The following is a 14,667-nucleotide window of genomic DNA, read 5'->3' as shown; positions in this document are numbered from 1 at the left end:
CTGGGTCCTGATCTGTGTGAGAACGGCGACTTCCGCCGGCGCGCTCCACAGGGGTCATTCGTCGTCGTCGTTGTGGTAGCGCCTCCTCGCGGCGAGGAGCTGCACCTCGGGGCGGCCGGCGACCAACCGCTCACAGCTGTCCAGGATCTCGGTGACGTACCCGGCTTCGCCGGACACCACCGCCAGACCGATCTCGGCCCGGCGGTGCAGATCCTGGTTCCCGGTCTCGGCAGCGCACACGCTGTACTTGCGCTGCAGTTCGGCCACGATGGGCCGCACGATCGAACGCTTCTCCTTGAGCGAGTGGACGTCGCCCAGCAGCAGGTCGAAGGTGAGTGTTCCCACGAACATGTGTGACAGGTCTCGCCGACCTGGAAGGCCTCGGGGGGACGGCCCGGACTCGGGCCGGCACCGCGTCTGTTGACTACCCCGGACCCTACACAGCGAGACCGGGGCCGGTCGACGGAAATACCACCCGTCGACCGGCCCCGGTGACCAGCGACTACGCGCGCGGCTTCTCGCGCATCTCGTAGGTCTCGATGATGTCCTCGACCTTGATGTCGTTGAACGACCCCAGGGTCACACCGGCCTCGAAGCCCTCGCGGACCTCGGTCGCGTCGTCCTTGAAGCGGCGCAGGCCCTCGATCGAGAGGTTCTCCGCCACGACCTTGCCGTCGCGCAGCAGGCGGGCCTTGGCGTTGCGGCGGATGATGCCGTCGCGGACCAGGACACCGGCGATGTTGCCGAACTTGGAGGAGCGGAAGACCTCGCGGATCTCCGCGGCGCCGAGGCGCACCTCCTCGTACTCCGGCTTGAGCATGCCCTTGAGGGCGTTCTCGATCTCCTCGATCGCCTGGTAGATGACCGAGTAGTACCGGACGTCCACGCCTTCCTTGTCGGCCGCGGTACGCGCACGGCCTTCGGCGCGCACGTTGAAGCCGATGATGATGGCGTCCGAACCCATCGCCAGGTTGACGTCGGACTCGGTGATCGCACCCACGCCGCGGTGCAGGATGCGGAGCTCGACCTCCTCGCCCACGTCGAGCTTGACGAGGGCGTCCTCGAGGGCCTCGACCGAACCGGAGACGTCACCCTTGATGATGAGGTTGAGCTGCTCGATCTCGCCGGCGGCGATGGCCTTGTCCAGGTCCTCCAGGGACACCCGGACCCGACGCTGCGCGAAGGCGGCGTTGCGGTCGCGGGCCGAGCGCTTCTCGGCGATCTGACGGGCGGTGCGGTCCTCGTCGACGACGATGAAGCTGTCGCCGGCGCGGGGCACCGAGGTCAGACCGAGCAGCAGCACCGGACGGGACGGGCCGGCCTCGGTGAGGCTGTTGCCGTTCTCGTCCAGCATCGCGCGGACGCGGCCGTAGGCGTCGCCCACGACGATCGAGTCGCCGACGCGGAGCGTACCGCGCTGGACGAGCACGGTCGCCATGGCGCCGCGGCCCTTGTCGAGGTGGGCCTCGATCGCAATACCCTGCGCGTCCTGCTCCGGGTTGGCCCGCAGGTCGAGCGAGGCGTCGGCGGTCAGGACCACGGCCTCGAGCAGCTGCTCGATGTTCAGGCCCTGGCGCGCGGAGATGTCGACGAACATGGTGTCGCCGCCGTACTCCTCGGCCACCAGACCGAACTCGGTCAGCTGACCGCGCACCTTGGTCGGGTCGGCGCCCTCGACGTCGATCTTGTTGACGGCGACCACGATCGGCACGCCCGCGGCCTTGGCGTGGTTGAGCGCCTCGACCGTCTGCGGCATGACACCGTCGTTGGCCGCGACCACCAGGATCGCGATGTCGGTGGACTTGGCACCACGGGCACGCATGGCGGAGAACGCCTCGTGACCCGGGGTGTCGAGGAAGGTGATCGGACGCTGCTCGCCGTTCACCTCGGTGACGACCTGGTAGGCACCGATGTGCTGGGTGATGCCACCGGCCTCGCCGGCCACCACGTTGGACTTGCGGATCGCGTCCAGCAGGCGGGTCTTACCGTGGTCGACGTGACCCATGACGGTGACGACCGGCGGGCGCGGGGCCAGCTGGTCCTCGTCGCCCTCGTCGGCGCCGAAGTCGATGTCGAACGACTCCAGCAGCTCGCGGTCCTCGTCGTCCCGGCTGACGATCTCCAGCTGGAAGCCCATCTCGCCGGCCAGCAGCTCGAGGGTCGCGTCGGAGACCGACTGGGTCGCGGTGACCATCTCACCGAGGTTGAACATGACGGAGACGAGCGCGGCCGGGTTGGCGTTGATCTTCTCCGCGAAGTCCATCAGCGAGGCGCCGCTGGACAGGCGAACGGTCTGGCCGTTGCCGCGGGGCAGCATCACACCGCCGACGGACGGGGCCTGCATGGCCTCGTACTCCTGGCGCTTCGCCCGCTTCGACTTGCGGCCACGGGCCGGACGGCCACCGGGGCCACGGCCGAAGGCACCCTGCGTGCCACCACGGGCACCCGGGCCACCGGGACGACCGCCGAAGCCACCCGGACGGGCGCCGCCGAAGCCGCCACCGCCACCACCGGGGGCACCGCCACCCGGACGCGGGCCGCCGAAGCCGCCGCCACCGGCCGGACGCGAGCCCGGACCGGCCGGACGGCCCTGGAAGCCGGGACGGGCGCCGCCGGCACCCGGACCACCCGGACGGCCGCCGGGGCCACCGGGGCCACGGCCGCCGGGACCCGGACGCGGGCCCGGAGCCGGACGCTGCGGCATCATGCCCGGGTTCGGGCGCGGCATGCCGGACGGGCTCGGCGCGCCGGGGCGCGGACCGGCCGGACGGGGCATGCCGTCGGGACGCGGACGGTCGCCACCGGGACGCGGGGCGCCACGGTCGGCACCGGGAGCACCGGCCGGACGCGGACGGTCGCCACCGGGACGCGGGCGGTCGCCGCCCTGCGCACCCGGAGCACCCGGACGGCCGCCCGGCGCGCCGGGACGGCGGTCGCCGGGACGGGCCATGCCGGTGGCACTGCCCGAGGTGAACGGGTTGTTGCCCGGACGCGGGCCGGCCGGACGCGGGCCCGGACGGGCGCCGCCGGAGGCCTGCGCCGCCGGACGCGGGGCCTGGGCGGCCGGACGCGGGGCGTCACCGGCCGGAGCCGGCGAGGAGAACTCGGCCGCGGGCGCGGCCGGGGCCGCCGGAGCGGCGGGACGTGCGGCCGGACGCGGACCCGGAGTCGGCGCGCCGGCCGGCTTCGGGGCAGCGGGGGCGGCCGGGGCGGCGGGAGCCGCGGCGGCCGGGGTGGGACGGGGACCAGGGGTCGCGCTCGGGCGCGGCCCCGGGGTCGGGGCACCCGGCTTGGGGGCCCCGGAGGGAGAGGGCGCCGCGGACTTCCGCGGGCCCGGCTTGGCAGCGCCACCACCGGTGGGGGCCACACCAAGCGCGTCAGTCAGCTTGCGCACGACCGGCGCCTCGATCGTCGAGGACGCCGAACGGACAAACTCGCCGAGCTCGGTGAGCTTGGCCATGACGGCCTTGCTCTCCAAGCCAAGCTCCTTGGCGAGTTCGTAAACCCGGACCTTAGCCACTTCACTCCTGTCTATGAGTCCGGGGTGTCTCGTCCGCCGGACCGTCGCTACTTCATGGGCGTACCCATCGCGTACTCATCGCGTACTCATCGAGTGCTCATCGCAATCTCGACCTACTTCCACATCGCGAGGTACCTGACTGGTGGCACGGCGCGCGGCTGCCCGCCCGCCGTACTTGTTGCGGTGGTTCTCCGAAGCGGGGGGCCCGGGAGAAATCAGGACTCCGGGTTGCCGCCCGCCCGCCCCTCGATGAACCCGCGGAGCCGCTCCGTGTCGAGCGCGCCCTGGAGCCGGAAGGCCCGGGGGAACGCCCGACGGCGGACCGCGAGGTCGAGGCAGGCCGGATCGGGGTGCAGGTGTGCGCCCCGGCCCGGCAGTGCGCCACGGGGATCGGGGACGCAGACGCCCTCGACCGCCGTGACACGCAACAGCTGGTGCTTGGCCGCGCGCTTGCGGCAGCCCACGCAGGTGCGTTCCGGGCGTGCTCGGACATGCGTCCGGCCAGACGAAGGCAAGTCTACCCCTCCGAAGGGACATGGCGCCGCCCCGCCAGTCCCGGAGGACCGGCGGGGAGCCCGCTACAACACTGACTACCGCTCCGCGGATTCCTGGCCGGCGTCCTCGGTGTCCGGCCGGATGTCGATCCGCCACCCGGTCAGACGGGCCGCGAGGCGGGCGTTCTGGCCCTCCTTGCCGATCGCCAGCGACAGCTGGTAGTCCGGCACGATCACCCGGGCGGAGCGCTGGGCCGCGTCGACGATCTCCACGCTGGTCACCCGCGCGGGGGACAGCGCGGCGGCGACCATCTCGCGGGGGTCCTCCGACCAGTCCACGATGTCGATCTTCTCGCCGTGCAGCTCGCCCATCACGGCGCGCACGCGGGCGCCCATCGGGCCGATGCAGGCGCCCTTGGCGTTCAGCCCGGCGCGGCGCGACCAGACCGCGATCTTGGTGCGGTGGCCGGCCTCGCGGGCGATCGCCGCGATCTCCACGCTGCCGTCCGCGATCTCCGGGACCTCCAGCGCGAACAGCTTCTTCACCAGGCTCGGGTGCGTGCGCGACAGCGTCACCGACGCCCCGCGGACACCGCGGCGCACGGCCACGACGTAGCACTTCAGCCGGGTGCCGTGCCGGTAGTCCTCGCCCGGGACCTGCTCCTGCGGCGGCAGGATGGCCTCCAGCTTGCCGATGTCGACCAGCACGTTCTTCGGGTCGTTGCCCTGCTGGACGACACCGGTGACGATGTCGCCCTCCTTGCCCGCGTACTCGCCGAAGGTCTGGTCGTCGGCGGCGTCGCGCAGGCGCTGCATCATCACCTGGATGCCGATGCTGGACGCGATCCGGCCGAAACCGTTCGGGGTGTCGTCGAACTCCTTGGGCTCGACGCCCTCGTCCAGCTCCGCCGGGTCCTCCATCGCCCACACGGTGACGTGCCCGGACTTGCGGTCCAGGTGCACCCGGGCCCGGCGGCGCGAGCCCTCGGTGCGGTGGTACGCGGTGAGGAGGGCCGACTCGATCGACTCGACCAGCAGGTCGAAGGGGATGTTCTTCTCGTTGACCAGCGTGCGCAGGGCACTCATGTCGATGTCCACGGCTACGCCTCCTCGTCTTTCGTCACGTTCATCATGGTCCAGTGCGTGCGGCCGTCACTCCGCACCGTCGTCCCCCTCGTCGAGGAGCTCGTCGTCCTTGCGGTTGAACTCGACCTGGACGCGCGCCCGGGCCACCTCGGAGTACTCCAGGCGGCGCTCCTTCGGACGGCCGCGGCCCTTCACCGGCTGCACCTCGACCAGTGCGCCGTCCTCGTCCGCCTCCAGCACCCGCGCGACGACCTCCCCGCCGTCGGCCAGGTGGATCTTGGCCAGCCGGCCCTCGGCGCGCTGCCAGTGCCGGGGCAGCACCAGCGGACGCTCGGCACCGGGGGATCCGACCTCCAGCAGGTACGCGCCGTCGCCCATCACGTCCGACTCGTCCAGGGCCTCGCCGACAACGCGGCTGAAGTCGGCGATGGCGTCCATGTCCACGCCGTCGTCGGTGTCGACGTCGATCTGCACCTGGCGGCGGCTGCCGGCCTGAGTGACCCTGACGTCCTCCAGGTCCAGGCCCGCCCGCGCGGCCAGCGGCTCCAGCAACGCGCGCAGCCGGTCGTTGGTGGTGGTGCTCATCCGGGTGGACTCCTCGGCCGCGTCTGCTGTTGTCAGAAGGTCGCTCCGCGTCCCGACGGGTCGCGGCAGCTCGGCCCAAAGCCTAGCCGGTGATGCCGCGAACCACCGATTCCGGACCACACCGCCCAGGCCGTCCGCCACCCACTGCGAGCAAGGTCACACCCGCCCCCTGGCCTCCTCCTGCCCCGGATCCGGGCCGAAATCGTGGGGATTCTGTAATCATTCACGCCTACGAGGGCAGGCGGGGAGGCCGTCCTCCCGTACACGCCCCGGAGTGACACGCATGCAGCCGCCCAGCCGACGGACCTTCCTGGCCCTCGGACTGCTCTTGACCGCCGCCGCCTGCACCACCGGCCCCGACCGGGAGGCGCCCGCCGACGCCCGCCGGCCCGACCCGGACGAGCCCCTCCGCCGACGCGCCGTGACCGCCACCGACGTGCTGCTCGCGGCCTACGACGGCCTGCCGACGGCCCAGCTCCAGCCCCTGCGCGCCGAGGTCGCGGAGCACCGGGCGGCGCTGGCGCAGACCCTCACGCCTCCGACACCGCCCGCGCCCTCCACCACCACACCGGGCGCCACCGCGCCGGCCCCCACGGCCACTCCGTCCCCCGTGACCACCACCGCCGAGCTGGCCGCCCTCGAACGCCGGACCGCCCAGGCCCACCTGGCCGACCTGGGCGCCGCGTCCCCGCAACTCGGCCGGCTCCTGGCCTCCGTCGCCGCGTCGGCCGCCGTGCACGCCACCGCGCTCGGCGACACCGCGCCCCCGGCCGCGCCGGACTCCTCACCCTCCGCGCCCTCCTCGCCCTCCGCGACCCCGGGCGCGGCGCTCACCCCCGAGGCCGTCACCGCGCTCCAGGGCGCCCTGAACGCCGAACACGCCGCCATATACGGCTACGGCGTGGTCGGCGCGAAGCTCCCCGACGACCAGCAGCGCGCCGACGCGCGGACGGCCTACGCCGACCACCAGGCCCGCCGGGACGCGTGGCAGCGCCTCCTCACCGGCGTGGGGGCGACCCCGGGCGCGGCGGCCGCCGGCTACCAGCTGCCGTTCGCCGTCACCGACGCGGCCGCGGCCACCCGCCTCGCCGCCCACATCGAGACCCGGCTCACCGTGATCTACGCCGACCTGGTCGCCGCCGTCCCCGCCCAGCAGCGCACCGCCGCGGCCGACGCCCTGCGCGAGGCCGCCCTCCACGCCCGCCGCTGGGGCGCGCCCCAGCGCGCGTTCCCGGGCATCGACGACCAGGCCACGGCGTCCCCGACCGCGTCGCCGACCCCGGCCCCGACCCCGTCCGCGACTTCCTGAGCCCGGCACCCTCCGCGCGACACTGACCTGCGCTTTCGCCCCGATCACCGACAATGGACGGGTAGCACCACGGGGGAACACCAACCGGAAGGCCGGCATGTCGGGAGCAGCAGCACAGATCACCGTGCCGGCATGGCTGGCGCGCAGCATCGCCGCGAGCCCCGGCGGCGACGCGGCCGGGGCCTGGCTGGCGGGCCTCCCGGAGCGGGTGGCCGCCCACCTGGACCACTGGGACCTCACCCTGGAGCGCGTCCTCGACCCGGGGGGCAGCCTGAGCCTCGTCGCCTACGTCCACCGCGACGACCTCTCCCCCGCCGTGCTCAAGGTCGGCCTGGTCACGCCCGAGACGGCCACCGAGCACGCCGCGCTGACCGCATGGGCCGGCCGCGGCGCCGTCCTCCTCCTGGACGCCGTGCCCGCCGAGGGGGTCCTGCTCCTGGAGCGTCTGCACGGCGACATCCCCCTGCGGTCGCTCGCCGAGCCCAAGGCCATGCTGGAGGCGACCAGCCTCCTCCACCGCCTGTGGGTGCCGCTGCCCGAGGAGCACGCCTACCCCACCCTCGCCGACCGCGTCGCCGCCGGGGCCCCCGCCGTCGCGCCCCCGCCCGAGGCGGCCGCCCTCGTCGCCGAGGCCCTGGAGACCGGGACCGCCCTCGCGGCCTCCGCCACCGAGACGTTCCTGCTGCACGGCGACTTCCACCACGGCAACGTCCTCGCCGCCGACCGCGCCCCCTGGCTGGCCGTCGACCCCCGCCCCCTCGCCGGGGAGCGCGCCTACGACCTGGCCCGCCTCGTCCTCGACCGCGCGGACACCGTGGTCGGCTCGGCCGGTGCGCCCGGCACGATCCGCAGGAGGCTCCACCAGCTCTCCGAGGCCCTGGAGGTGGACCAGGAACGCCTGCGCGGCTGGACGCTCCACCGCGCCGTCGACCTCGGCCTGCGCGCCCTCGCCGCGCAGCGCCGGGAGGACGCCGAGCTCTACCTGGAGTTCGCCGGCGCGCTCTGAACCGCGCCCGCGCCGGGCCGCCGCAGCGGCAGCGGGGCCCCCATCACCGCGTACAGCCGGTCCGTGGCCGGGAAGCGCACCGCCCGCGCGAGGTCCTGGTACCCCAGGGAGCGGTACAGCCGCCGGGCCGGCGTCTCGGCGTCGATCGCCGACAGGATGCTCCGGTCGAGGCCCGAGCGCTCGCACAGTCCCCGGATCAGCCGCGAACCGACGCCCCGGCCCTGCCACTCGGGCAGCACGTGCAGCTCGGTGATGGCGAACACCCCGTCCAGCCAGTCCCCGTGCCCGCGGGAGACCAGGTAGGGCTCGATGACGGTGCTCCACCAGTGCTCGCGCCGGTTGGGCATCCCGTACCCGAAGCCGACGAGCCGCCCGCCGCTCATCGCGCCGAGGGCGATCACCCCGGGCTGCTGGGCGTGCCGGCCGACGATGTGCAGCCGGACGGCGACCTCCTCGGGCGTCAGCCCGAACGCCACGGCCTGGACGTCGAGCGCCTGCGGCGCCCAGGCCGCGAGGTCGATGGCCTCGATCGTCACCCCGGTCAGCTGATCCATGCCCCGGACGTTACTACCCGCGCCGCGCCGACGCGGGCGGAGCCGCAGATCAGCGCCGCCGACCCGGCCGAGCCGCCGGAGGAATCCCCCCTGGGGAGGCCCCACTTGAGGAAGCCCAACGTGAGGAAGCCCGATGTGAAAACAACGGGCGGGCGGACGTCCCCGTCAGAAGAGCACGCTCATGAACGCCCCGACCTCGCGGAAGCCCACGCGTCGATAGGCGGCCCGGGCGCGCACGTTGAAGTCGTTGACGTAGAGCGAGACCACCGGGGCGACCTCCCGCAGCGCGATGTCCAGCACCGCCGCCATCCCGGTCTCCGAGAGCCCCCGCCCCCGGTGCTCCGGCGCGACCCACACCCCCTGGATCTGGCACGCCCCTTCGGTCACCGCGCCGACCTCGGCCTTGAAGACCACCTCGCCGTCGTCCCCGAACCGCGCGAACGACCGTCCCGTGGAGACGAGTTCGGCGACCCGGGCCTGGTACAGCAGCCCGCCGTCCCCGGCCAGCGGCGACACCCCGACCTCCTCGGTGAACATCGCCACGCAGGCCGGCATCAGTGCCTCGACCTCGTTCCGCCGCACCCGCCGGACCAGCGGATCGGGGGCGATCTCCGCCGAGGACACCGTCGTGGCCATCAGCGGCTGGTGGGCGCGCACGTCCCGGGCCGGTCCCCAACTCCGTTCCAGGAGCGCCCAGAAGGCCGCCGTCGGTCCGGCCGGACCGACGATCGAGGAGCACCGGCGCCCCTGGCGCCGCGCCCGCTCCGCGAAGGCCTGGACCGCCGGCGGACCGGCGTTGACCAGGACCAGGTTGGCCCCGGCGTAGCAGAGCGCGTCGAGGACGCCGTCCTCGTCGTACCAGCCCCACATCTCGCCGCCGAGCCGCCAGGGGTCGAGGCCGACCGACTCGACGCGGGTGGCGACGAAGGCGTTGGCGACCGGGTCCCGGTGGAGGATCTCCAGGGCGTCGGCGAGGTCGGGCGGCTCCAGCACGCGGGTGGTGGCCAGGGCGCGGGCGGCCTGGAACGAGCTGGGGAGCATCACACCTCGATCGAGCATCGAGACAGCACCTCACTGAGACGACTCTGGCCGCACCCTACTCCGTGGCCCCACCCGGCTACGGCCGCGGGGCCGTCCGCGAACGGACGGCCCCGCTTCCGGAAAAACAGAACAGCGCTCCGCACGGGCCCGGGGCGGACGACCGCGCGGGGGCCGCGGGGGAACTACACCCCGGTCACTCGCCGGCGACGACCGTCGGTGCCCCGGCCTCGACGCCCTCGGCCTGCATCTGCTCGGCGAGCTTGAGCGCCTCCTCGATGAGGGTCTCGACGATCTTCGACTCGGGGACGGTCTTGATGACCTCGCCCTTGACGAAGATCTGGCCCTTGCCGTTGCCGGAGGCGACCCCGAGGTCGGCCTCGCGGGCCTCGCCCGGGCCGTTCACGACGCAGCCCATGACCGCGACGCGCAGCGGCACCTCCATGCCCTCCAGGCCGGCGGTGACCTCCTCGGCGAGCTTGTAGACGTCCACCTGGGCGCGGCCGCAGGACGGGCAGGACACGATCTCCAGGCCGCGCTGGCGCAGGCCGAGCGACTCCAGGATCTGGTTGCCGACCTTGATCTCCTCGGCCGGCGGGGCCGACAGCGAGACCCGGATGGTGTCGCCGATGCCCTCGGCGAGCAGCGCGCCGAAGGCGACCGCGGACTTGATGGTGCCCTGGAAGGCCGGCCCGGCCTCGGTGACGCCGAGGTGCAGCGGGTAGTCGCAGGCCGCCGCGAGCTGGCGGTAGGCCTGGATCATCACGACCGGGTCGTTGTGCTTGACCGAGATCTTGATGTCGCGGAAGTCGTGCTCCTCGAACAGCGAGCACTCCCACAGCGCGGACTCCACCAGCGCCTCGGGGGTGGCCCGGCCGTACTTCTCCAGCAGGCGCTTGTCGAGCGAACCGGCGTTGACGCCGATCCGGATCGGCACGCCCGCGTCCTTGGCCGCCTTGGCGATCTCGCCGACCTTGTCGTCGAAGGCCTTGATGTTGCCGGGGTTGACGCGCACCGCGGCGCAGCCGGCGTCGATCGCGGCGAACACGTACTTCGGCTGGAAGTGGATGTCGGCGATGACCGGGATCTGCGACTTCTTCGCGATGATCGGCAGCGCGTCGGCGTCGTCCTGGGACGGGACGGCGACCCGGACGATCTGGCAGCCGGACGCGGTGAGCTGCGCGATCTGCTGCAGCGTGGCGTTGATGTCCGAGGTCACGGTGGTGGTCATCGACTGCACCGAGACGGGGGCGTCACCACCGACCGGAACGTTGCCGACCATGATCTGCCGGGATACTCGGCGCTTGGCGAGCGGCTTGAGCGGCAGGGACGGAATACCGAGCGAGATCGCGGTCATGTGCGCAGGGTTCCCCAGGGTGGAGGTGTGGTCGACCGCCCGGCCGAAGGAAACGGCCGGGGCCGGGCGCGCCACGATCGCGCACCCGGCCTCCACGGTACGGCACGGGGGTGGAGCCGAGCACACCCGCCGTACCCGGACGCACTAGCTGATCTTGACCGGGTTCACCAGGTCGGCCACCAGGACCAGCAGGGTGAACCCGATGAAGATGCTGGCCACCACGTACGCCAGGGGCATCAGCTTGGCGACGTCGAACGGGCCCGGGTCCGGCCGCTTGAACAGCTGTGCGAGGCGGCGCCGGACCGATTCCCAGACCGCGCCCGCGACGTGGCCGCCGTCGAGCGGCAGCAGCGGCAGCATGTTGAACAGGAACAGCGACAGGTTGATGCCGGCCAGCAGGTTCACGAAGAACGCGATCCGCTGGGTGCCGGGGATGTCGAGCGAGAAGACCTCGCCGCTCACCCGGGCCGCGCCGACCATCCCGATCGGCGAGTCCGGGTCGCGGGGGGCGTCACCGACGACGGCGTTCCACAGCCCGGGGATCTTGCCGGGCAGGGCGACCAGGGACTTCACGCCGTTCTCGGCCATGTCCGTCATCCGTCCGAGCGACTGCCCGAAACCCAGCTGGACGACGCCACTCGCCGGGGTGAATCCGAGGAACCCGGCCTGGACGGTCTGCCCCTTGATCGGGATGTCGTTCGCGTCGTACTTCTGGACGTCGTTGACCGCGATCGTCGGGCTGAGGGTCAGCTGCTGCCCGCCCCGGTCGACCACCACCGGCACGGTCTTCCCCGCCGACCTGCGGATGTCCGCCTGGAGCTGGTCGTAGGTGTGGATGTGGTCCCCGTCGAAGGACAGGATCCGGTCCCCGGCCTTCAGCCCGGCCGTCGCGGCGGGGGTCTGCGGGGCGCCCGCCGGGCAGGCGTCGGTGGGCTGGCCCGCCTTGACGATGCACTGGGCGACGGTGCTCACCGTCGGCACGTTCATGGAGACGCCGAAGCCCATCATGACCGTCAGGAAGAGCCCGAACGCCAGGATCAGGTTCATGAACGGCCCGGCGAACATGACGATGACGCGCTTCCACGGCTTGCGGGTGTAGAACAGCCGGTGCTCGTCCCCCTCCTGGAGCTCCTCGTAGGAGGCCTCCCGGGCGTCCTCGATCATGCTCCGCCAGGGCGAGCTGCTGCGCTTGGTGATCCGCCCGTCGTCGCCCGGCGGGAACATCCCGATCATCCGGATGTACCCGCCGAACGGGATCGCCTTGATGCCGTACTCGGTCTCGCCCCTGCGGCGCGACCACAGGGTCGGGCCGAAGCCGACCATGTACTGCGGCACCCGGATGCCGAACAGCTTGGCCGTGGAGAGGTGGCCGAGTTCGTGCCAGGCGATCGACACCAGCAGCCCGAGCACGAAGACCAGGATGCCGACCACCGTCAAAACCGCTGCCACCGCAACTCCTCCGTCATGCCGCTCCGCTCATCGTCTCGTCCTACCGCGACCGGAGCCACGGTTCAACCGCCGCGGCCGACCGGGCCGGCCGGATCGGGCCGGCCCGGTCGCCCGGTCAGCCCAGTCGGTCGGTCGGCCCGGTCGGCCCGGTCGGCCCGGTCGGTCGGTCGGCCCGGTCGGCCCGGTCGGCCCGGTCGGCCGGTCAGCCCGCCGCCAGCTCGCGGGCCCGGGCGCGGGCCCAGTCCTCCGCTTGCAGGACGTCCTCGACGGTCAGGGAAGTTCCCGCCGCAGCCGACCCGCCGTCGTGCTGTCCGTGCTCGGCCACGACCTTGGCAACAGTGTCCACGATTCCCGTGAAGGCGAGCCGGCCCTTCAGGAAGGCCTCCACGCACTCCTCGTTCGCCGCGTTGAACACCGCCGGCACCGTGCCGCCCAGCGAACCCACCTCGCGGGCCAGCTCGACCGCCGGGAACGCGTCGTTGTCCAGCGGGAAGAACTCCCAGGTCGCGGCCTTGGTCCAGTCGCAGCCCGGCGCTGCGTCCGGCACCCGGTCCGGCCAGCCCAGGCCCAGCGCGATCGGCATCCGCATGTCCGGCGGGCTGGCCTGCGCCAGCGTCGAACCGTCGGTGAACTCCACCATCGAGTGCACCACCGACTGCGGATGGACGACGACCTCGATCCGCTCGAACGGCACGTCGTACAGCAGGTGCGCCTCGATCACCTCCAGGCCCTTGTTGACCAGGGTGGCCGAGTTGATCGTGACGACCGGGCCCATCGCCCAGGTCGGGTGCGCCAGCGCGTCCTGCGGGGTCACCCCGGCCAGCTGCTCCCGGGTCCGGGTGCGGAACGGCCCGCCGCTCGCCGTCACCACCAGCTTGCGGACCTCGGCCCGGGTGCCGCCGGCCAGCGCCTGGAACAGCGCCGCGTGCTCGGAGTCCACCGGCACGATCTGGCCCGGCTTCGCCACCGCCTTCACCAGCGGACCGCCGACGATCAGCGACTCCTTGTTCGCCAGCACCAGCACCCGGCCCGCCTTCAGGGCGGCCAGCGTCGGCCGCAGCCCGATCGACCCGGTGATGCCGTTCAGCACCGAGTGGCACTCCATCGCGGCCAGCTCGGTCGCCGCGTCCGGCCCCACCAGCACGGCCGGCAGCGCACGGCCCGCCGCCTTCGCCGCCAGCGCCTCGCGCAGCGCCGGTTCCGCCGCCGGGTCGGCGACGGCCACGGTGTGCACGCCCAGCTCCAGCGCCTGCTCGGCGAGCAGCTCCACCCGGCCGCCGGCCGCCGACAGGGCGACCACCCGGAACCGGTCCGGGTTGCGGAGCACCACGTCGATGGCCTGGGTGCCGATCGACCCGGTGGAACCGAGGATCACCAGCTCCCGGGGGCCGGACGGGTCCTGCACGGTGGGCGTGAAACGCAGCTGCGGGTGGGCGAGCGAAGTCATGCGCCCATTGTGTCCTGCCCGGCGCCCTCCTCGTGCCCGCCCCGGGGCGTCCGCCCCGCAGCACGCTCCGCACGACGGGGACGCGCGCCGCGGCTACCGTCGGAGCCATGCGTACCGTCATCGCCGGGGGCCACGGACAGATCGCGCTCGCCCTCGAACGGCTGCTCGCCGCCCGCGGCGACCGCCCGGCCGGGATCATCCGCCGCCCCGAACAGGCCCAGGACCTCGTGGCCGCCGGCGCCGAGCCGCTGCTGCTCGACCTGGAGGCCGCCACCGCCCCGCAGCTCGCCGCCCTGCTCGACGGCGCCGACGCCGTGGTCTTCGCCGCCGGCGCCGGACCGGGCAGCGGCGCCGAGCGCAAGAACACCGTCGACCGCGACGCCGCCGTGCTGCTCGCCGACGCGGCCGAACTCGCCGGTGTCCGCCGCTACCTCATGGTCTCCTCCATGGGCGCCGACGCCCACGCCCACCACCCCGCCGACGAGGTCTTCGAGACCTACCTGCGCGCCAAGGGCGCCGCCGACGACGCCGTCCGGGCCCGCACCACCCTCGACTGGACGGTGCTGCGCCCCGGCCGGCTCACCGACGGCCCCGGCACCGGCCTGGTCCGACTCGCCCCCGGGACCGGGCGCGGCGCGGTGGACCGGGCCGACGTGGCCGCCGTCCTCGCCGCCCTGCTGCGCGAACCCGGCACCGCCGGGCAGACCCTCGAACTCGTCGCCGGCAACGCCACGGTCGCCGAGGCCGTGTCCGCCGCCGGCGGACACGACGGCTGACCCGCCCCCGGACGTGCGGAGGGCCCGGTTCGACCGAACCGGGCCC

Annotated in this window: 13 protein-coding genes; 3 read left to right on the top strand and 10 right to left on the bottom strand. The window is 73.5% G+C overall.

Annotation, left to right across the window (positions count from 1 at the left end; genetic code table 11):
* Positions 1-54 precede the first annotated feature (54 nt).
* The 5 genes from ACFXDE_RS32965 to rimP all read right to left on the bottom strand — a co-directional run bounded on the left by ACFXDE_RS32965 (position 55) and on the right by rimP (position 5,685).
* Positions 55-351 (bottom strand): DUF503 domain-containing protein, encoded by a 297-nt coding sequence (locus ACFXDE_RS32965; RefSeq protein WP_359972107.1) that lies wholly within the window; start codon positions 349-351, stop codon positions 55-57.
* Positions 352-502: 151 nt separating this feature from the next.
* The gene (gene infB / locus ACFXDE_RS32960; RefSeq protein WP_380498210.1) at positions 503-3,520 is read right to left on the bottom strand and encodes a translation initiation factor IF-2; all 3,018 of its coding nucleotides are present in this window, start codon (positions 3,518-3,520) and stop codon (positions 503-505) included.
* 215 nt (positions 3,521-3,735) lie between these two features.
* Entirely contained in the window at positions 3,736-3,984 is a 249-nt protein-coding gene (locus tag ACFXDE_RS32955) for a YlxR family protein (RefSeq protein ID WP_380445461.1), read from the bottom strand.
* A gap of 126 nt (positions 3,985-4,110) precedes the next feature.
* Entirely contained in the window at positions 4,111-5,112 is a 1,002-nt protein-coding gene (nusA, locus tag ACFXDE_RS32950; RefSeq protein WP_380445460.1) for a transcription termination factor NusA, read from the bottom strand.
* Between the two features lie 54 nt (positions 5,113-5,166).
* Positions 5,167-5,685 (bottom strand): ribosome maturation factor RimP, encoded by a 519-nt coding sequence (rimP, locus tag ACFXDE_RS32945; protein ID WP_380498209.1) that lies wholly within the window; start codon positions 5,683-5,685, stop codon positions 5,167-5,169.
* Between the two features lie 283 nt (positions 5,686-5,968).
* On the opposite strand from rimP, the gene ACFXDE_RS32940 reads away from it, so the two are divergent.
* Positions 5,969-6,994, top strand: coding sequence for a ferritin-like domain-containing protein (locus tag ACFXDE_RS32940; protein ID WP_380498208.1), 1,026 nt, complete (start codon positions 5,969-5,971; stop codon positions 6,992-6,994).
* Positions 6,995-7,091: 97 nt separating this feature from the next.
* On the top strand, positions 7,092-8,000 hold the full coding sequence (locus tag ACFXDE_RS32935) for an aminoglycoside phosphotransferase family protein (protein ID WP_380498207.1): 909 nt from the start codon (positions 7,092-7,094) through the stop codon (positions 7,998-8,000).
* On the opposite strand, the gene ACFXDE_RS32930 is transcribed toward ACFXDE_RS32935, so the two are convergent.
* From ACFXDE_RS32930 to dxr, 5 genes are all read right to left on the bottom strand, one after another.
* Positions 7,973-8,554 (bottom strand): GNAT family N-acetyltransferase, encoded by a 582-nt coding sequence (locus ACFXDE_RS32930; RefSeq protein ID WP_380445456.1) that lies wholly within the window; start codon positions 8,552-8,554, stop codon positions 7,973-7,975. The two genes, ACFXDE_RS32935 and ACFXDE_RS32930, sit on opposite strands and share 28 nt — an antisense overlap.
* A 165-nt stretch (positions 8,555-8,719) precedes the next feature.
* Positions 8,720-9,595: a GNAT family N-acetyltransferase gene (locus ACFXDE_RS32925; protein ID WP_380445467.1), complete on the bottom strand. Its 876-nt coding sequence runs from the start codon at positions 9,593-9,595 to the stop codon at positions 8,720-8,722.
* Between the two features lie 193 nt (positions 9,596-9,788).
* Positions 9,789-10,949 (bottom strand): flavodoxin-dependent (E)-4-hydroxy-3-methylbut-2-enyl-diphosphate synthase, encoded by a 1,161-nt coding sequence (gene ispG, locus ACFXDE_RS32920; RefSeq protein WP_380445455.1) that lies wholly within the window; start codon positions 10,947-10,949, stop codon positions 9,789-9,791.
* A 144-nt stretch (positions 10,950-11,093) separates the two neighbouring features.
* Entirely contained in the window at positions 11,094-12,398 is a 1,305-nt protein-coding gene (locus tag ACFXDE_RS32915) for a M50 family metallopeptidase (protein WP_380498206.1), read from the bottom strand.
* A gap of 202 nt (positions 12,399-12,600) precedes the next feature.
* A complete protein-coding gene (gene dxr, locus ACFXDE_RS32910; protein WP_380498205.1) occupies positions 12,601-13,845 on the bottom strand; it encodes a 1-deoxy-D-xylulose-5-phosphate reductoisomerase in 1,245 nt (414 codons plus the stop codon).
* 107 nt (positions 13,846-13,952) lie between these two features.
* Here dxr and ACFXDE_RS32905 point away from each other — a divergent pair, with 107 nt between their 5' ends.
* Positions 13,953-14,621, top strand: coding sequence for an NAD(P)H-binding protein (locus ACFXDE_RS32905; protein WP_380498204.1), 669 nt, complete (start codon positions 13,953-13,955; stop codon positions 14,619-14,621).
* Positions 14,622-14,667: the final 46 nt, after the last annotated feature.

The sequence above is a fragment of the Kitasatospora sp. NPDC059408 genome, assembly GCF_042751525.1.
Classification (GTDB): Bacteria; Actinomycetota; Actinomycetes; order Streptomycetales; family Streptomycetaceae; genus Kitasatospora.
Note: the sequence above shows the minus strand (reverse complement) of the source record. Positions and strands in the feature narration are given on the sequence as shown.

Excerpts from the sequence above, each read along its gene's own strand:
- dxr (WP_380498205.1), bottom strand. The coding sequence starts at position 13,845 with ATGACTTCGCTCGCCCACCCGCAGCTGCGTTTCACGCCCACCGTGCAG.
- ispG (WP_380445455.1), bottom strand. The coding sequence starts at position 10,949 with ATGACCGCGATCTCGCTCGGTATTCCGTCCCTGCCGCTCAAGCCGCTC.
- ACFXDE_RS32935 (WP_380498207.1), top strand. The coding sequence starts at position 7,092 with ATGTCGGGAGCAGCAGCACAGATCACCGTGCCGGCATGGCTGGCGCGC.
- ACFXDE_RS32965 (WP_359972107.1), bottom strand. The coding sequence starts at position 351 with ATGTTCGTGGGAACACTCACCTTCGACCTGCTGCTGGGCGACGTCCAC.
- ACFXDE_RS32905 (WP_380498204.1), top strand. The coding sequence starts at position 13,953 with ATGCGTACCGTCATCGCCGGGGGCCACGGACAGATCGCGCTCGCCCTC.
- ACFXDE_RS32930 (WP_380445456.1), bottom strand. The coding sequence starts at position 8,554 with ATGGATCAGCTGACCGGGGTGACGATCGAGGCCATCGACCTCGCGGCC.
- ACFXDE_RS32925 (WP_380445467.1), bottom strand. The coding sequence starts at position 9,595 with ATGCTCCCCAGCTCGTTCCAGGCCGCCCGCGCCCTGGCCACCACCCGC.
- ACFXDE_RS32940 (WP_380498208.1), top strand. The coding sequence starts at position 5,969 with ATGCAGCCGCCCAGCCGACGGACCTTCCTGGCCCTCGGACTGCTCTTG.
- rimP (WP_380498209.1), bottom strand. The coding sequence starts at position 5,685 with ATGAGCACCACCACCAACGACCGGCTGCGCGCGTTGCTGGAGCCGCTG.